General features: G+C 66.7%; 13 protein-coding genes. 6 read left to right on the top strand and 7 right to left on the bottom strand.

What is annotated here, in order from left to right; genetic code table 11:
• Positions 1-9: 9 nt before the first annotated feature.
• The 3 genes from ACVW17_RS11540 to ACVW17_RS11530 all read right to left on the bottom strand — a co-directional run bounded on the left by ACVW17_RS11540 (position 10) and on the right by ACVW17_RS11530 (position 3,769).
• Positions 10-1,218: an acetyl-CoA C-acetyltransferase gene (locus tag ACVW17_RS11540; RefSeq protein WP_456797134.1), complete on the bottom strand. Its 1,209-nt coding sequence runs from the start codon at positions 1,216-1,218 to the stop codon at positions 10-12.
• 137 nt (positions 1,219-1,355) lie between these two features.
• Positions 1,356-3,143 carry an acyl-CoA dehydrogenase C-terminal domain-containing protein gene (locus ACVW17_RS11535; RefSeq protein ID WP_456752000.1) on the bottom strand — a complete coding sequence of 596 codons (1,788 nt, stop codon included), beginning with the start codon at positions 3,141-3,143 and terminating at the stop codon, positions 1,356-1,358.
• A 218-nt stretch (positions 3,144-3,361) separates the two neighbouring features.
• Positions 3,362-3,769, bottom strand: a complete 408-nt coding sequence (locus ACVW17_RS11530; RefSeq protein WP_456751999.1) for a nuclear transport factor 2 family protein — start codon at positions 3,767-3,769, stop codon at positions 3,362-3,364.
• A 160-nt stretch (positions 3,770-3,929) separates the two neighbouring features.
• Between ACVW17_RS11530 and ACVW17_RS11525 the strand changes: the two genes are divergently transcribed.
• The 5 genes from ACVW17_RS11525 (at position 3,930) to ACVW17_RS11505 (ending at position 11,469) form a co-directional block, all read left to right on the top strand.
• Entirely contained in the window at positions 3,930-4,520 is a 591-nt protein-coding gene (locus ACVW17_RS11525; RefSeq protein WP_456751998.1) for a PadR family transcriptional regulator, read from the top strand.
• A gap of 277 nt (positions 4,521-4,797) precedes the next feature.
• Positions 4,798-8,328 (top strand): hypothetical protein, encoded by a 3,531-nt coding sequence (locus ACVW17_RS11520; RefSeq protein WP_456751997.1) that lies wholly within the window; start codon positions 4,798-4,800, stop codon positions 8,326-8,328.
• Positions 8,329-8,641: 313 nt separating this feature from the next.
• Positions 8,642-9,493 (top strand): hypothetical protein, encoded by an 852-nt coding sequence (locus ACVW17_RS11515; protein ID WP_456751996.1) that lies wholly within the window; start codon positions 8,642-8,644, stop codon positions 9,491-9,493.
• A 267-nt stretch (positions 9,494-9,760) separates the two neighbouring features.
• On the top strand, positions 9,761-10,690 hold the full coding sequence (locus tag ACVW17_RS11510; RefSeq protein ID WP_456751995.1) for a sulfite exporter TauE/SafE family protein: 930 nt from the start codon (positions 9,761-9,763) through the stop codon (positions 10,688-10,690).
• Entirely contained in the window at positions 10,687-11,469 is a 783-nt protein-coding gene (locus ACVW17_RS11505; protein WP_456751994.1) for a TIGR02186 family protein, read from the top strand. The genes ACVW17_RS11510 and ACVW17_RS11505 overlap by 4 nt, the downstream gene beginning before the upstream one ends.
• An 89-nt stretch (positions 11,470-11,558) precedes the next feature.
• Here ACVW17_RS11505 and ACVW17_RS11500 read toward each other — a convergent pair whose 3' ends face one another.
• Positions 11,559-12,887: an NRAMP family divalent metal transporter gene (locus ACVW17_RS11500; protein WP_456751993.1), complete on the bottom strand. Its 1,329-nt coding sequence runs from the start codon at positions 12,885-12,887 to the stop codon at positions 11,559-11,561.
• A gap of 89 nt (positions 12,888-12,976) precedes the next feature.
• Positions 12,977-13,900 carry a DMT family transporter gene (locus tag ACVW17_RS11495; RefSeq protein WP_456751992.1) on the bottom strand — a complete coding sequence of 308 codons (924 nt, stop codon included), beginning with the start codon at positions 13,898-13,900 and terminating at the stop codon, positions 12,977-12,979.
• A gap of 98 nt (positions 13,901-13,998) precedes the next feature.
• On the opposite strand from ACVW17_RS11495, the gene ACVW17_RS11490 reads away from it, so the two are divergent.
• The gene (locus ACVW17_RS11490) at positions 13,999-14,862 is read left to right on the top strand and encodes a LysR family transcriptional regulator (RefSeq protein WP_456751991.1); all 864 of its coding nucleotides are present in this window, start codon (positions 13,999-14,001) and stop codon (positions 14,860-14,862) included.
• A 120-nt stretch (positions 14,863-14,982) separates the two neighbouring features.
• On the opposite strand, the gene pdeM is transcribed toward ACVW17_RS11490, so the two are convergent.
• The gene (gene pdeM, locus ACVW17_RS11485) at positions 14,983-15,654 is read right to left on the bottom strand and encodes a ligase-associated DNA damage response endonuclease PdeM (protein ID WP_456751990.1); all 672 of its coding nucleotides are present in this window, start codon (positions 15,652-15,654) and stop codon (positions 14,983-14,985) included.
• A gap of 63 nt (positions 15,655-15,717) precedes the next feature.
• Positions 15,718-18,486: a ligase-associated DNA damage response DEXH box helicase gene (locus ACVW17_RS11480; protein WP_456751989.1), complete on the bottom strand. Its 2,769-nt coding sequence runs from the start codon at positions 18,484-18,486 to the stop codon at positions 15,718-15,720.
• Between the last annotated feature and the right edge of the window lie 45 nt (positions 18,487-18,531).

Here is an 18,531-nt window from a genome sequence, read left to right as displayed (position 1 = left end):
CCCCTCGCCTCAGACGCGCTCGATGATGGTGGCGGTGCCCATGCCGCCGCCGATGCACAGCGTCACCAGCGCGGTTTCCTTGTTGGTGCGCTCGAGCTCGTCGAGCACGGTGCCGAGGATCATCGCGCCGGTCGCCCCGAGCGGATGGCCGAGCGCAATCGCGCCGCCATTGACGTTGATCTTCGAATTCTCGATGTCGAACGCCTGGATGTAGCGCAGCACCACCGAGGCGAAGGCTTCGTTGAGCTCGAACAGGTCGATGTCCGACTTCTTCATGCCGGAGCGCGCGAACAGCTTTTCGGTGACGTCGACCGGGCCAGTCAGCATCATCGCCGGCTCCGAGCCGATATTGGCGAAGGCGCGGATCTTCGCCCGCGGCTTCAGGCCGTGCTTGGCGCCCGCCTCTTTGCTGCCGAGCAGCACCGCGCCGGCGCCATCGACGATGCCGGAGGAGTTGCCGGCGTGATGCACGTAATTGACCTTCTCGACCTCGGGATGCGACTGGATCGCCACCGCATCGAAACCGGCCATCGCCGCCATCGCCGCGAATGACGGCTGCAGCTGCGCCAGCGACTGCATCGTCATGGTCGGGCGCATGTGCTCGTCCTTGGCGAGGATGGTCAGGCCGTTGACGTCCTTGACCGGCACCACCGATTTGTTGAAGCGGCCTTCATCCCAGGACTTCGCCGCGCGCTGCTGGCTCTGCACCGCATAGGCGTCGACATCATCGCGCGAAAAACCATATTTGGTCGCGATCAGGTCGGCCGAGATGCCCTGCGGCATGAAATAGGCCGGCACCGCCATCGAGGGATCCATCGGCCAGGCGCCGCCGGAGGCGCCGATGCCGACGCGGCTCATCGATTCCGCGCCGCCGCCGATCACGAGCTCATGCTGGCCGCTCATGATCTGGGCCGCGGCGAAGTTCACCGCGTCGAGGCCGGAGGCGCAGAAGCGGCTGATCTGCACGCCCGGCACCTTCTGGCCGAGGCCGGCGTTCAGCGCCGCGAAGCGGGCGATGTCGGAGCCGGCCTCGCCGACCGGATCGACCACGCCGAGCACGACGTCGTCGACGGAATCCTCGGGCAGATTGTTGCGCTCCTTGAGCGACTGCAGCGGCACGGTGGCGAGCGCCAGTGCGGTGACCTCGTGCAGCGCGCCATCGGCCTTGCCGCGGCCGCGCGGGGTACGAACGTGATCGTAGATGTATGCCTCAGGCATGACGCCCTCCTTGATATGAGGATCATAATATATACGGAAGGAAGCGCCGCCGCAGCAATGCGGCGGCAATTTTCAAGGCTTTCTTGTTTGGCGCGTTTTCTTCATGCGAACCGGTGTCCACTTCGCCAGAAAACGCTTCAGAACGCTTCCGCGGCCAGTTCCATCGTGGTGGCGCTGCCGCTCTGGATCCGGGCCAGATGCACGGCGGTTTCCGGCAGCAGCCTCTCCATGAAGAAGCGGCCGGTCACGAGCTTGGTGGTGAGGTAGGGCGTGGCGCCGGCGGCGGCCTTGTCCAGCGCCACCTTGGCCATCTTCGCCCACATGTAGCCGAGCGCGACGAGACCGAACAATTTCATGTAATCGGTCGCGGCAGCGCCGGCATTGTCGGGCTTGGTCAGCGCGTTCTGCATCAGCCAGCCGGTGGCCTGTTGCAAATGGCCGAGCGCGGTGGAAAGCGGGGCGATGAACGGCTTCATCGCCTCGTCGGCGCCATGCTCCTTGGCGAAGGCCGTGACCTCGCCGAAGAACGCCATCGTCGCGCGGCCGCCGTCGCGCGGCAGCTTGCGGCCGACCAGGTCGAGCGCCTGGATGCCGTTGGCGCCTTCATAGATCATTGCGATGCGGGCATCGCGCACGAACTGCTCCATGCCGTGCTCGGCGATATAGCCGTGGCCGCCGAACATCTGCTGCGCCGACACCGTGTTGGCGAACCCGGTATCGGTCAGCACGCCCTTCAGCACCGGCGTCATCAGGCCCATGTGATCGTCCGCCGCCTGACGATCCCCGGGATCGTTGGAGCGGTGCGCGACGTCGCTTTTCAGCGCGGTCCACACCACCATGGCGCGCGCCGCCTCGTTGAAGGCGCGGATGGTGAGCAGCGTACGGCGCACGTCGGGATGCACGATGATCGGATCGGCTGGCTTCTCGGGCTCCTTCGCTCCGGTCAGCGAGCGGCCCTGCAGGCGCTCACGCGCATAGGCGACCGCGTTCTGGTAGGCGACCTCGGACTGCGCCAGGCCCTGCACGGCGACGCCGAGGCGGGCCTCGTTCATCATCACGAACATGCCCTGCATGCCCTTGTTCTCTTCGCCGATCAGCCAGCCGGTGGCGTTGTCGTAGTTCATCACACAGGTCGAGTTGCCGTGGATGCCCATCTTGTGCTCGATCGAGCCGCAGCTGACGCCGTTGCGCGCACCCAGCGAGCCGTCGGCGTTGACCAGCACCTTCGGCACGACAAACAGCGAGACGCCCTTGATGCCGGCCGGGGCGCCTTCGATCCGCGCCAGCACCAGATGGATGATGTTCTCAGTGAGGTCGTGCTCGCCGGCGGAGATGAAGATCTTGGTGCCCGTGATCTTGAAGCTGCCGTCGGCCTGGCGCACCGCCTTGGTGCGGAGCAGGCCGAGATCGGTGCCGCAATGCGGCTCGGTCAGGTTCATGGTGCCGGTCCACTCGCCGGCGACCATCTTCGGCACATAGGTCTTCTTCTGTTCGGGGGAGCCGTGCACCAAGAGCGCCGCGGTCGCGCCCATGGTGAGCCCGCCATACATCGCGAACGCCATGTTGGCGGAGATCTGGAATTCGTTGACCGCCTGCGACAGCGTCACCGGCAGGCCCTGGCCGCCGAACTCCGCCGGCGCCGACAGGCCGAGCCAGCCGCCTTCGGCAACCTGTTTGAAAGCGTCCTTGAAGCCCTTCGGCGTCGTGACGCTGCCGTCGTCATTGCGCTTGCAGCCCTCGAGATCGCCGGCGCGATTGAGCGGCTGCAGCACCTCTTCGCTGAGCTTGGCGGCTTCGCCGAGGATCGCCTCGCGCACATCGGCCGACGCATCGGTAAAGCCGGGAAGATTGCCGTAGCGATCGATCTGGAAAACGTCGTTCAACAGGAAGCTGACGTCTTCGACGGGGGCTTTGTAGGTTGGCATGCTGATCTCCCGGCTGGCTCGTGGCCGCATCTGCGGCCGACGCTCTGCAGCTTGTTCTTCGGTTTGTTGCAGCGGACCTTATCCGGTTCGGCAGGTCCGCGGCAGGTGCTAACGCGACTAAAGCGCGATGCGATTGGGTTGAACCGTCATCGCGCGTTAGCTCCTTGTTTGAGCATGATCTTTTCGGAAAACCGCTGCGCACTTTTCCGGATCATGCTTTACGATTGCGACGTTGCGCCGCTCTGCTTCATCAACTCTTCGCCCATCATCCGATGCAGCAGGTTGATCGCCTTGAGCGGACGCGTCATCACCTTGAAATGCGTGATCCGGCCGTCACCGTCGAATGTGATGATGTCGACGCCGTTGAGCTTGATGCCGTCGATCTCGTTCTCGAATTCGAGCACCGCGCCGGTATCGTTGCGCCACTCGCCGAGATATCTGAAGGTCGGGCCGCCGAGCACCTTGGCGGCGCTGGTGAGATATTTGAAGGTGATGTCGCGGCCGCGTTGCGGCGTGTGCACGACCGGACTTTCGAACACCGCGTCGGGATGCAGCAGATCCCACAGCACTGACGTGTCGTGGGATTTCACATAGGCGTACCACTTGTCGAGGCCCGGCTTGCTCATTCGGACGTCTCCTGCGGCGGGGTTGGAAGCCTGAACATCGGTCGCGGGCGACAAGGCGGTGCGCCGATCGCCATATGCATATTGACGCATATGCACAGTAACGCATAAAGTCAAGCGAACTCGGGAATGGCCGATTCGGGAACTGAGATGGAGGTGGGCGTTGGCACTCGGTGACGCAATCCTCGCCTGCCTGACGGAACGTCCGATGACGGGCTATGAGCTCGCCAAGACGTTCGACGCCTCGATTGGCTTCTTCTGGAAGGCCGACCATCAGCAGATCTACCGGGAGCTCTCGCGGCTGCGCGACAAGGGCCATGTCCAGGGCCGCGAGGTGGTGCAATCCGGCAAGCCCAACAAGCTGGTCTACACGCTGACGGCCGAGGGCCGCGCGGCGCTGAAGCACTGGGCGGCGCGGCCGAGCGTTCCGCCCTCGATCAAGGACGATTTGCTGGTTCGGCTCTATGCGCTCGACTGCGTCGACATCGAGCCGCTGCGCACCGACCTGATGGCGCGGCTGGAACATCACCGCGACCGCTATGAGCGCTATGAGCGCCTGCTCAACAAGCGCTTCCCCGATGGCACCGCGCCGCCGGCCGATGTCGGCAAGATGCTCAGCCTGCGCCTTGGGATGCGCCATGAGCGCATGGTGGTGGAATGGTGCGAAGAGGCGCTCGACGCGCTGTCGGCGATGTCCGGCCGCAGCAACAATGTGCTGCCGCTCGACGACGGCAAGCGCGAAAGCAACGGCTAGAAACAATCGCAAGTTTGGCTTTTGCGCGCGCCGGCGCACCCCGCGGAATCCGCTTGCCCGGAAACGAAAGGCCTGTCCTGATCCGGCGCAACAGGTTCCGCAATTCCCTAACTTTAAGGCCCGTCGGCTGCATTCCTTAACCCGTTATTTACCGTGACGGGAAAAAGTCAGCAGCTGAAGCAGACGACCAGCGCAGAATTCGATTGTCTCTTAACGGGAATGCGCGGGGAGGCTGCGGGCGCAGAGTATGGCGCCGGAGTCGGGACCGGACGGAATCATGAATTCGCGCGTATCGTGGAGTGTTGACGGCATCGATCCCTCCGTCCGCGAAAGGGCCGAGGCGGCTGCGCGCCGTGCCGGCATGCCGCTCAACGACTGGCTCAATTCCACCGTCGGCGAACCGAGCCCGCCGGATTGGCGCACCGCCTCCGAGCAACGGCAACCGATGCCGAGCCGGGAAAGCCGCGAAGTCGCCGATATCCACCAGCGGCTCGACGCAATCACCCGCCAGATCGAACAGATCGCAAAGCCGCTGACGCGCGCCGAAACCGTGCGCGCCGAAGTGCCGCGGGGCCAGCCCGCCGTCGCACGACAGTTGAACGATGCGATTTCGCGCCTCGATGCGCGGCTGTCGCAAATCTCGCGGCCGCAGCCGCCGCGCGAACAGCAGCCCCAGCCGGTGCGTGAAGCGCAGATGCAGCGGGAGCCGCAGATGCCGGATCGCCAGCAGCAGGAATGGCAGCGCCAGACCGAGGCGGTGGAGCGCGCTGCCGCGCAGGTCTATCGCCCTTCGCCGCCGCTGAGCCCGGCGTCGTTCGATTCCGCGATCGCGGAAATCGCCGCACGCCAGAACGAGCTCGATGGCCCGGCCCCGCGGCAGATGCCGCCGCCCAGCGCGCCGCCGATGGCCGCCTACGCGCCGCCGCCTGCGTCGGCCGGCCCCGACTTCTCTTCGCTCGAGCGTTATTTGCTCAAGATCACGAGCCAGATTGAGGCGTTGCAGCGACCCGACCATATCGAGCAATCGATCGCGGCCTTCCGTGGCGAGCTTGCGGAAATCCGCCAGGCCATCACCGAGGCGATGCCGCGCCGGGCGATCGAATCGATCGAGAACGAAGTCCGCTCGCTGCATCACCGGATCGACGAGATCCGCCGGGAGGGCAGCAACGGCCAGGGCCAGGCGATCGCCGGCGTCGAACGCGCATTGTCGGAAATCCGCGAGGCGCTGCGCACGCTGACGCCCGCCGAGCAGCTCACCGGCTACGACGAGGCGATCCGCAATCTCGGTGCCAAGCTCGACATGATCCTGCGCGCCAACGACGATCCGTCGATGGTGCGTCAGCTCGAGAGCGCGATCGCGGCACTCCGCGCCATCGTCTCCAACGTCGCCTCCAACGACGCGCTGTTGCAGCTTTCCGGGGACGTGCATGCGCTGTCGGCGAAGGTCGACCAGCTGTCGCAGATGTCGCGCGCCGAAACTCACGGCGATGCTTTCGCCGCGATCGAGCAGCGCATTGCCGCGCTGGCCTCCTCGCTCGAAGGCCGCGAGCGGCCGGCCGGCGCCGACAATACCGACGCGATCGAAAGCGCGATGCGCACCCTGTCGGAGCGGATCGACCGCTTGCAGGTCGGCAACGACAGCTCATCGGCGTTCACCCATCTCGAGCAGCGCGTCTCGTATCTGCTCGAGCGTCTGGAGTCCGCCGACCAGCGCTCCGGCAATCTCGGCCGGGTCGAGGAAGGGCTGCATGACATCATGCGGCACCTCGAGGCGCAGCACGCCCACATCGCCTCGCTCGCCGACGCCGCCCGCGGCAACATCAACGCCTCCTCGCCGCAGCCGATGATGGACAGCGGCATCGTCGATCTGGTGAAGCGCGAACTGTCCGACATCCGCTTCAGCCAGTCGGAGACCGATCGCCGCACCCAGGATTCGCTGGAGACTGTGCACAGCACGCTCGGCCATGTCGTCGATCGGCTGGCGATGATCGAGAATGACCTGCGCACGGTGCGCACCGCGCCGCCGCCGGCTCCCCCCGCGCCTGCCTATGCAGAACCGCGGATCGAAGCGCCGCGCGCGGCGATGCCGCAGCCGACCGCGCAGCCCAGACCCGAATCCCACCAGCCTGAATCGTACCGGCCCGAACTGCCCAATCCTGCGCTGGCGCAGGAGCATTTCATGTCCGCGCCGCGCGAATTCCATGCCGCGCAGCCGGTCGAGACCGCCCCCCCGCCGCTGCCGCCGCGCGCGATCAGCGAGATCCTCGAACCGCATGCGGCGTCCGCACGCACCGCGATCGCGCCGGAACTGCCGCCGGATCATCCGCTCGAGCCAGGCACGCGCCCCTCGGGCCGCATGTCATCGCCGTCGGAGCGGATCGCGGATTCCGAGCGCGCGATCTCTGATCTCCCCGCCGGCAAGAAAGAGCCGGTCTCGACTTCGAGCTTCATCGCCGCCGCGCGCCGCGCCGCGCAGGCCGCCGCCGCGCAACCCGTCAACGAGAAGGCGGCGCGCGCAGCGAACAAGGCCGCCGCCAAGGCCAAGGATAAGGCCGACAAGGCTGCGAAGGCTGCTGCCGCCAAGGCCAGCGCCCCCGCGACCGGCGCTTCGGCGACTGGCGCGCCGGAAGCACAGCCTTCGAGCATCACCTCCAAGATCCGCTCGCTGCTGGTCGGCGCGAGCGTGGTGGTGATCCTGCTCTCGACCGTCAAGATGGCGATGAACCTGCTCGACACCAGTTCGGCGCCGCAGGTGCCGGCGATCGAGCACAGCGAGCCGGCCGCGCCCTCCGCGCAGCCGCCTGCCGAGAACTCGATCGCACCCGCCCCCGCACCGGCTATGCCGTCCGGCACGCCCGGACCGTCGATGACCTCGCCGACCCCGCTTGGCCGCCAGTCCAACAACACGGCGGCGCCGAACACGCTCGACAGCGCGCAGGTGACGATCCCTCAGGCGCTCGCACCTTCCGCGGCACCGGAGCCGGCCGCGGCGCCACCGGTCGCCGCCAGTAGCGACATCACCGGCTCGATTCCGACCGCGCCGCCGCTCGGCGGCAAGCTTGCCTTGGTCCAGATTCCGGCCGGCGAGAAGCTGCCCGACGCGATCGGCGGTCCGGCGCTGCGCAGCGCCGCGATCAAGGGCGATGCCGCCGCGGCTTATGAGGTCGGCGTCCGCTTTGCCGAGGGCAAGGGCGTGGCCGCGAATGTCGACGAGGCCGCCAAATGGTATGGCCGCGCGGCGCAGGCCGGCGTGGTGCCGGCGATGTTCCGGCTCGGCACCTTCTACGAGAAGGGCCTCAGCGTGAAGCGCGACTTCGACGTGGCGCGGCGCTACTACGTGCAGGCGGCCGAGCGCGGCAACGCCAAGGCGATGCATAACCTCGCCGTGCTCGACGCCGATGGCGGCGGCAAGGGCGCCGACTACAAGAGCGCCGCGCAATGGTTCCGCAAGGCGGCCGATCGCGGCGTCGCCGACAGCCAAGTCAATCTCGGCATCCTCTATGCGCGCGGCATCGGCGTCGAACAGAACCTCGCCGAGTCCTTCAAATGGTTCAGCCTCGCCGCCGCGCAGGGCGATGCCGACGCCGGCCACAAGCGCGACGATATCGCCAAGCGGCTCGACCCGCAGTCGCTGGCCGCCGCGAAGCTTGCGATCCAGACCTTCACCCCCGAGCCGCAGCCGAGCGATGCGGTCAACGTGCCGGCCCCGGCCGGCGGCTGGGACGGCGCCCCCGCGCAGCCCGCGGCGGCAAAGCCCGTCAGGCAACCGTCGAAGCGAACCGCGGCACTCGCCGCTCCCGCGCACTAAAGCGCGATGAGATTTAGCTGAATCGTCATCGCGCTCTAGCCCTTTGTTTGAGCATGATCTTTTCGGATAACCGCTTCGCACTTTTCCGGATCATGCCGAGTGTTTTCGAGCGAAGTGGATACCGGTTCGCGTGAAGAAAACGCGTCAATACAAGAGTCTTGAGCCCCGTTCCGATCTATCGAACGGGAAAGGCTCTAGGACGACAAGAGTCGCAATGCCTTGACGGCGCCGCTGCCTTGTCCGTCCGCCCTTCCGCCGTGTAGACAGGCGCGCAGTCGCGCGCCGATTGCGCACGCGTTCCGGAGGGTCAGGCTTGTCTGTCGACGATCGTCAGGAGGATGGAACGGGGCACCGTTCGTCGCCGACCGGTCCCCGCGTCGCGCCGCCGCGCCAGACCCCGTCCCCGTTTGCCGCGCGCCCGAAGGATCCGCCGTCCTCGCCGTCTCGGTCTCCGCAAGGGAGCACGGCAGCGCCGCGCGGCAACTTCCGGTTCTCGTTTCCGTCCATCATCATCTTCATGCTGCTGCTGTCGAGCGTCGCGATCCAGGCCTATCGCGACCTGTCGCGTCCGGGCGCCTGGGACTTCTGGCGCGAGACCTATATCGCAGCGAGCATGACGTCAGCTGTCATCCCCGACGCCGACATTGACGGGGCGGGCCGTGGCCGGCGGGCGCTGGCGATCAGCGGCAAGATCGGCTCGGCCAGCGCGAGCTGGCTCCGCGACCGGCTCAACGAGGCGCGGCTCGCGCCGGGTGACGCGGTGCTGCTGTCGTCGCCGGGCGGTGCGCTGAACCAGGCCGCAATCATGGGCGAGGTGATCCGCTCGCACGGGCTTGTCACTGCGGTGGCGACTGCCGATGCCACGGGCAGACTCCGGCCCGCCGCCTGCGCCAGCGCCTGCGTCCTGGTTTATGCCGGCGGTGTGACCCGCTATGGCATTGCAGGCTCGCGGCTCGGCGTGCATCGCTTCACGACCAGCGCACCGGTCAGCGATCCGCTCGCCGAGGCGCAGCGCATCCAGGGCATGGTGCTGGGCTACATGACCAAGATGGGCGTCGCCTCCGGGATCGTCGAGGCGATGTCGCAGACCTCGGATATCCGCTGGCTGAGCCCGAAGGAAGCGCTCGCGCTCAACTTGATCACCAAGCCGGTCGACCGGCCCTGAGCCAACGCCACGTCATTAATCTGAATTATCAACCACGTGCGCAGCCCAACGAGCAGGTGCGGCGAAAAATGCCGTCCGAGACGGAATCTTTAGTCCCTCCCTCCGCCGATATCGGTTATGCAGGACTGCGGCAATCGACCCGCGTTCGCCTGCGTCTTGCGCGCCGACCGGATTCGTTCAGCCGGAGAATGCCCGACCCGAACGACATCACGCCGTGATGCGGCCTTGCGCCCCCAGCATGCGGCGAACCGACAAGAAGCGACGCGCGTGCAGCTCTACCTCCCGATCGCCGACATCCCGGTCAATGTCTTCCTCATCCTGGCGATGGGCGCGGCGGTCGGATTCGTCTCCGGCATGTTCGGGATCGGCGGCGGCTTCCTGATGACGCCGCTTTTGATCTTCGTCGGCATCGCGCCCGCGGTCGCGGTGGCTTCCGTCGCCAGCCATATCGCGGCCTCCTCGTTCTCCGGCGCGATCTCCTATTGGCGCCGGCGGGCGATCGACCCGCTGCTGGCCGCCGTGCTGCTGGTCGGCGGCACGATCGGCACCGCACTCGGGGTCTGGACCTTCACCTTCCTGCGCTCGCTCGGCCAGCTCGACCTGATGATCGCGCTGTCCTACGTCATCCTGCTGACGACGGTCGGCGGGCTGATGTTCTGGGAAGGCCTGCGCGCGATGCTGCGTGCCCGCGGCGGCCGCCCGGTCGCGCTGCGCAAGCCCGGCAGCCACGGCTGGATCCACGGCCTGCCGCTGAAGCTGCGCTTCAAGCGCTCCAAGATCTATCTCTCGGTCATCCCGGTGGTCGTGGTCGGGCTCGTGATCGGCTTCATCGGCGCGGTCATGGGCATCGGCGGCGGCTTCATCCTGGTGCCGCTGATGATCTATGTGCTGCGGGTGCCGACCTCGACGGTGATCGGCACCTCGATGGTGCTGACCCTCGTCACCATGGTGTTCGCCACCCTGCTGCACGCGGTGACCAACCATCTGGTCGACGCCGTGCTGGCGCTGATCCTGATGATCGGCGGCGTCACCGGCGCGCAGTTCGGCGCCCGCGCCGGCCAGAAGATCCGCGGCGAGCACCTGCGCCTGCTGCTCGGCCTCCTGGTGCTCGCGGTCGGCATCCGCTTTGCCGTCGAGCTGGTGATCCGGCCGCAGGACCCCTACAGCATCCGCGAAACCGGCGGAGCCCCGCCATGAGGCTCTACGCGCCGCTTGCGACCATCGGCCTCATCGTCGCCACCCTGGCGGCGGCGCCCGCTCATGCCGAGCGGCTGATCGTGTCGGTCTCCAACCACCGCGTCACGGTGACGCCGAATTATTCCGGCGGCGAGCTCGTGCTGTTCGGCTCGGTGGAGAAGGACGACAAGACGCCGTCCAATCGCACGAACTACGATCTCGTGGTCACGGTGTCCGGCCCGCGCGCCGACATGGTGACGCGGCGCAAGGAGCGTAGATTCGGGATCTGGATCAACACCGACTCGCGCCAGTTCCTGCAAGTCCCCGGCTATCTCGCGCTGTTCTCCAATCGCCCGTTCGACCAGATCGCCTCGCCGGATGTGCAGCGGCGGCAGCAGCTCGGGCTCAACAACGTGCTGCTGATGCAGCGGGTCGGGCCCGACTTTGCCGACGTGGTGCCGAACGATCCGTTCCGCAGCGCCTTCGTCCGGCTGCGCTCCGAGCACGGCCTGTATCGCGAGGCGACCTCGGCGGTGACGTTCCTGACGCCGACCTTGTTCCGCACCGGCATTCCGCTGCCGGCCGAGGTGCCGATCGGCACCTACAATGTCGAGATCAAGCTGTTCTCCGACGGCGCGCTGGTGACCAAGACCGAGAGCGCGTTCGAGATCGTCAAGATCGGCTTCGAACAGTTCGTCGCCACCACCGCGCGGCAGAACGGTCTGTTTTACGGCCTCGTCACCGCGTTCATGGCGCTGATGACCGGCTGGATGGCCTCGATCGTGTTCAGGAAAGATTAGACGCGCAGGTTGGGTGGACCGGCATAGCGTGCTGCCGCAGAATTGATGGGTAATCGCTTCGCTCCACAACCTACAGACCAGAGGCAAGATTAGAGAAGGAATCCGATCCCCATTGCGATCACGCTGAGCCCCATCGCGCCGGTCGAGAGCCAGCCGAGCCAGTAGAGCCACGCGCCGATCACGAAGCGGCCCATCACCTCCTTGTGGCGGGCCATGAACATCAGCAGCACCATCACCGGCACCGCAAGCACGCCGTTGACGACCGCGCTCCAGTACAGTGCCGAGATCGGATCGATTGGCGTGAAATTGAGCGCGATGCCGATGCCGCCCGACAGCGCCAGCACCGAATAGAACGCGATCGCCTCCTTCGGCTTGCGCGCCAGTCCGACCGGCCATCGACGTCCCTCGCTGACCGCATAGGCCGTCGCGCCGGCAAGCACCGGGATCGCCAGCAGGCCGGTGCCGACGATGCCGAGCGCGAAGATCACTTCGGCAAACGGTCCGGCGATCGGGCGCAACGCCTCGGCGGCTTGCGCCGAGGTCTGGATGTCGGTCTTGCCGGTCGCATGCAGCGTGGCCGCGGCAGTGACGATGATCGACAGCGCGATCAGGTTGGAGAAGGCCATGCCGGTGATGGTGTCGGCGCGGATGCGCGAGAATTCGCGCTGTGCGCCGTAGTGCCGCCTGATCAGCGGATGCTTGTTGGGATCGACCCGCTGCTCTTCGGCCTCCTGCGAGGCCTGCCAGAAAAACAGATAGGGCGAAATCGTGGTGCCGAGGATCGCGACGATGGTCGTGAAATAGTCCGCGCTCCAGGTGACGCGCGGCAGCAGTACACCGGCCAGCACCTCTGTCCACGACACCTTGGCAAAGGCGAGCGCCGCAACATAGGCGAACAGGCTGAGCGTCAGCCATTTCAGCACCGCGACGTAGCGTCGGTAATTCATGAAGATCTGTGCTGCCACCGAGGTCACGCCGAACAGCACGACATAGACGATAGCCGGACCGCCGATCAGCAGCCTGGTCGCGTCCGCCATCGCCGACAGATCGGCGGCGATGTTGATGGTGTTGGCGATGAACAGCAGCAACACCACCAGAGCAAGGAGCCAGCCGGGATAGTGCCTGCAGACGTTGCCGGCGATGCCATGGCCGGTGACGCGGCCGACCCGCGCGGAAATCTCCTGGATCGCGGTCATCAGCGGGAAGGTCAGCAGCATGGTCCAGCCGATGCCGTAGCCGAGTTGCGCGCCGGCCTGGCTGTAGGTGCCGATCCCCGAGGGATCGTCGTCGGAGGCCCCCGTGATCAGGCCGGGGCCGAGCGTCTTCAGGATGTTGCGGACGCTGAACGGCTGGCGCTGCGCCGCCTTGTCGGCGGATTTGCCATTCTGCCTTCGCGAGGTCTTTCTGTGCTGCGTCATGCCCGGTTCCGGCCGTCGCGACAACGAGCCGGATACCGCCAAGGTTCCTATGATGAAACCGGGGACCTGTTGGCCGTCGCACGCGCGGGTCAGGCGAACTTGGGCGCTGCGGCGGCCGCGGGGCGGGTCACCAGATAGATGCCGAGCGCGACCGGAACGATCCCGAGCAGGTCGCGCAATTCGACATGCTCGCCGAGCACGAGATAGGCGAACAGCATGCCGAGCGGCGGCATCAGGAAGTGATAGGCGCTGGCGGCGGTCGCGCCACACACTTTCAGAAGATGAAACCAGAGCAGATAAGCGAGGATCGAGCCGCCGAGCACGAGGAAGGCGAAGGCGCCGGCAAGGCGCATGCTCGGTACGATGTCGCTGACGCTGGACAACGTGAAGGCGAACGGCATCACCGCGAGGCCGCCGGCGATGTTCTGGATGCCATTGCCGATCCACAGGCTGCCCTTCGGCGCCAGCAGCTTGAACAGGATGGTACCGGCGACGATCGAGGCGAGCGAAGCCAGCGTGAACAGGATGCCGTGCGGGCTGTCGCTGCCGACCTTGATCCGATGCCAGACGATGAAGGCAACGCCAACGATGCCGAGCACGAGACCAACCACCTTGCGCAAGGTCATGCTCTCGCCGAGCAACAGCGCCGCCAGCATCGCGGTGAACACCGGGTTAGCCGAGACGATCAGCGCGCCGAGCCCGGCGGAGACGGTCTTGAGGCCGGTGTAGCCGAGGCCGAGATAGAGTGCGTTGTTGGCGACGCCGATCACGGCGAACACCGCCGCGTCGCGCCAGCTGAGATCCCATTTGTCGCTGCGCAGCCAGGAGATCGCGAGGATCAGGACGCCGGCGAGCGAGAACCGCGCCGCCAGCAGGATCAGCGGCGGACAATCGGTGACGCCGATCTTGCCGGCGACGAACGCGTAGCTCCAGAGCAGGCAGAACAGCGCGATCAAGAGCGGCAGGGTGTTAAAGCGGGCGCGTGGGGCGGCAATCGAGGATGCGGCGGACATGGAATTTCTCCTTCGCCCATGATCTAGGCCGCCGCCTTGATATTTGGAAATTAAATGATAGACTGGCATCCAGTGGATTTATGAATGGAGAGGCTGCGATGCTCGACCTGGAGCTGTTGCGCAGTTTCGTCTCGGTGGTCGATGCCGGCGGCTTCACCCGCGCCGGCGAGCGCGTCCACCGCACGCAATCGACGGTCAGCCAGCAGATCAAGCGCCTGGAGGAGGATGTCGGCCAGCCGCTGTTGATCCGCAGCGGCAAGGATGTCACCCCGACGGAGGCCGGCGATCAGCTGCTGACCTATGCGCGGCGGCTGCTGGCGCTCGCCGAGGAGGCGCGGGATGTGGTGTCGCGCCCCGGCAGCGAAGGCGCGATCCGGATCGGCATCACCGAGGATTTTGCCGCATACCGGTTGACCAGGTTGCTCGCGACCTTCTCGCGCAGCCATCCGAATTTGCGCCTCGACGTGCGCTCCGGCCAGAGCCTGTATTTGTACCGCGATCTCGAGCGCGGCGACCTCGACCTCGCGCTGATCAAGCGTGCGGCCAGCGAGAGAGGCGGCATCGCGGTGTGGCCGGAACGCGTGCATTGGGTGACGAGCAAGAGCCACCCGCGCGACACGACGATCGGCTCGGTGCCGCTGATCGGCTTCGGCTCGGGCTGCCTCTATCGCGCCCACGCCATCCATGCATTGGAGAGCGCAGGCCGCAACTGGCACATGGCCTACACCTCCTCCAGCCTCGCCGGCATCCAGGCCGCGGTCGCCGCGGGCCTCGGGCTCAGCATTCTGTCGGAGATGTCGATCCAGGCCGAGCACCGCGTCTTGACGGCGAAGGACGGCTTTGCCCCGATCGAGCGGACCGAAGTCGCCCTCGTCGCTGCCCCCGAAGCCCGCCCCGCGACCTTGCGGCTGGCGGATCGGCTCGCGGAATATTGCGAGACGGTGCAGGCGAAGGCGGCGTAGGATTTACTCACCGTCATTCCGGGGCTCGCGAAGCGAGAGCCCGGAATCCATCATGCCGCATCACCCGGATAAATGGATTCCGGGCTCGTGCTTCGCGCGCCCCCGAATGACGAAGTGAGCTCAATAACACCGCGACGCCACGAACGCATGCACGCGGTTGTCGCCGAGCACATGGGCCATGAAGCCCGACGATCCGAAGATCCGCGCGAATGCCGCGTCGCGGACACTGAGGCCGCCGGTGTAGGCGCCAAACGCCGGCATCACCGCGCGCTCGCCGTCACTGGCAAAACAGCGCCGCTCGATCGAGCGACCGCGGGTCGGCACCCGCGCCTTGGGGTGCAGGTGACCGGCAATCTCGCCGGACGCGCCGGTCGGCTCATGACGGAACACAATCGGGCCAATCGCAACTTCGGTCGCAACCATGCCGCCGAGACTGGACGGCAGCGCCGGATCGTGATTGCCCGCGATCCAGATCCAGTTTCGCCGCATCTGGAGTGCCGCGAGCGCTTCGCGATCCGGCTCCGACAGGCGCGCATGCGCATCGCGATCATGAAAGCTGTCGCCGAGCGCAATCACCTGGCGCGGGTCGTGCCGCGCGATCACGGCGGCGAGCCGGCTCAGTGTCGCCACCGTGTCGTAAGGCGGCAGCAGCACGCCGCGGGCCGCGAAGCTCGAGCCTTTTTCCAGATGCAGGTCGGACACCACGAGCAGGCGCTGCTCTTCCCAGAACAGCGCGCCGGAGCAATCCGCCACGAAGCCGACATCCGCCACCGTGACCCTCGCAACGCGCATGTCGTCACCGTCTCGCAAAGCCAGCGCGCTTGCCATCACGTCCCGCTCCCCAGAATGCCAGCGTCAGGATGTCGCCTCCCGCACGAGTTCCTCGGCCGCCTCGGCCAGAAGCTCGTCGGATGCTTCGCCATAAACTGACTCGCGGCCGATTTCCAGCAGCGCGGGGACGGCAAGCGGAGAAACGTGGTCGAGATCCTTGTGGGTGATTCGGCCATGGATGCGCGACAGCATGTCGCCGAGGCGGCGGAGATCGAGCAATCCCGTGGCGGCATCGCCGCGCGCGGCGCGCAGCAGCACGTGGTCCGCCTGGTGCTTGCGCAGCACGTCGTAGATCAAATCGGTCGAGAACAGCACCTGGCGGCGCGACTTCTCCTCGTCGGTGAAGCGGCGTGCGATCAGGCCCGAGATGATCGCGCAGTTGCGGAAGGTGCGCTTCATCAGCGCGGATTCCGCAAGCCATGCCTCGAGATCGTCGCCGAGCATGTCGGGATCGAACAGCGCGTTGAGATCGAGCTTGCCGTGCCGGATCATGAAGGAGAGATCGCCGACGCCCCAGACCGCGAGCGCGTATTCATTGGCGACGAAGCCGAGCGGACGGGCGCGGGCGCGCTCCAGCCGGCGCGTCAAGAGCATGCCGAGCGTCTGGTGCGCCAGCCGTCCCTCGAAGGGATAACAGACCAGATAGTGGCTGCCGCCACGCGGAAAGGTTTCGACCAGCAGCTCATGCACCGCAGGCACCCGCGAGAATTTTCGTTGCAATGACAGCCAGTCGTGCACCTGATCCGGCAGCGCCTTCCAGGCCCGGCTGTTGTCGAGCAGCTTGCGGACGCGTTCGGCGAGGTAGGTCGACAGCGGGAACTTGCCGCCCATGTAGGACGGCACCTTTGCATCCTTATCATTGGCGCGGGAGACATAGACCTGGTCCTCGACCAGGGCCTCGTAGCGCACCACCTCGCCGCCGAACACGAAGGTGTCGCCGGGCACCAGGCCCTCGATGAAGGCCTCCTCGATCTCGCCGAGCATCCGGCCGCCGCGGGCGATCGCCCCGGTCGATCCGGAACCGCCGGCGCGCGAGCGCACCAGCCGCACCTTCAGCATGGTGTCCTCGACGATGGTGCCGACGTTGAGGCGGTAGCTCTGCCGCACCTTCGGATTGGTGACGCGCCAGCGGCCCTGCTTGTCCTGCTTGATCCGCGCAAAACGCTCATAGGTCTTCAGCGCGTAGCCGCCGGTCGCGACGAAGTCGACCACATCGTCGAAATCAGTGCGCGACAGCGCTGCGTAAGGCGCCGCGGTCCTCACCTCATCATAGAGTTCGTCCGACAGGAACGGCTTGCCGCAGGCGCAACCGAGCACGTGCTGGGCCAGCACGTCGAGCGCGCCGGTGCGCAGCGGCGGCGTGTCCTGCGCATTCTCGGCGATGGCATCGATCGCGACGGCGCATTCCAGCACCTCGAAGCGGTTGGCCGGCACCAGCACGGCGCGCGAGGCCTCGTCGAAGCGGTGGTTGGCGCGGCCGATCCGCTGCATCAGCCGCGACGATCCCTTGGGCGCGCCGATATTGATGACGAGGTCGACATCGCCCCAATCGACGCCGAGGTCGAGCGAGGAGGTGCAGACCACGCCGCGCAGTTTTCCCGCGGCCATCGCATCCTCGACCCTGCGGCGCTGCGCGACGTCGAGCGAGCCGTGATGCAGCGCGATCGCGAGCCCGTCGTCGTTCATGCGCCAGAGATCCTGGAACAGCATCTCGGCCTGGCTACGGGTGTTGACGAACACCAGTGTGGTCTTGTTGCGCTTGATCAGCTCATAGACCTCGGGCAGCGCGTGGCGCGCGCCGTGGCCGGACCACGGCAGCCGCTCCCGCGTGTCGAGCATCTCGACCACCGGCGGCGCGGCGCCGCCGGCGGTGACGACGTCGGCGGATGCGTTCTCGCCGCCCGGCTGCGGCACCAGGAAGCGCGCGAGCTGCTCGGGTTCGGCCACCGTCGCCGAGAGGCCGATGGCACGGGCCTGCGGCGCGATGGTCCAGAGCCGCGCGAGACCGAGCGAGAGCAGATCACCGCGCTTGGAGGTGACGAGCGCATGCAGCTCGTCGAGCACGATGCGCTTCAGCGACGAGAACAGGAACGGCGCGTCGTCGGAGGCGAGCAGCAGCGCCAGTTGCTCCGGCGTGGTGAGCAGGATATCCGGCGGATAGCGCCGTTGCCGCTGCCGCCGCGACACCGGCGTGTCGCCGGTGCGAGTCTCGATTTTGATCGGCAAGCTCATCTCCGCAACCGGCATCTCGAGGTTGCGCGCGATGTCGACCGCGAGCGCCTTCAACGGCGAGATGTAAAGCGTGTGCAGCCCGCTGGAGCGGCGGAGACCGCGGCCGGTGGAGATGAGCGTCTTTCTTGGCTCCGCAGCGCTCGCTGGCGGGGCTCCCTCCCCCCTTGCGAGGGAGGGTTGGGGAGAGGGGTAGGCCGTATCGTTCGGAGCAAGCGGCGTACCCCTCTCCCGCCGCCCTATGACGCGCGATTGCGCGTCGACGGGCGTCGACCTCCCCGGCAAGGGGGGAGGTGGCGATCGAGTATCCGGCAAAAACTTTCCGTCTCTCTCTCCGCCTTCCCCGCTCAACTCCACCAGCGTCGGCAGGAACCCCGCCAGCGTCTTGCCTGCGCCCGTGGGCGCGATCAGCAGCGCGGAACGCTGCTCACGCGCTTTCGCCAGCAGCGCGAGCTGGTGCTCGCGCGGCGACCAGCCGCGTGAGGCGAACCAGTCGCGAAACCGGCGCGGCAAGAGGTCGGCCGTTTCCGACGGCAGGACGGAAAAGAGATCAAGCGTCGACACGCCCAACAGGTAGGCGGTTCAAGCGGTTTCGTCGAGGGTCGGCCG

The sequence above is a fragment of the Bradyrhizobium sp. USDA 4473 genome (genome assembly GCF_054063335.1).
This window is presented reverse-complemented; position numbering and strand designations above follow the sequence as displayed.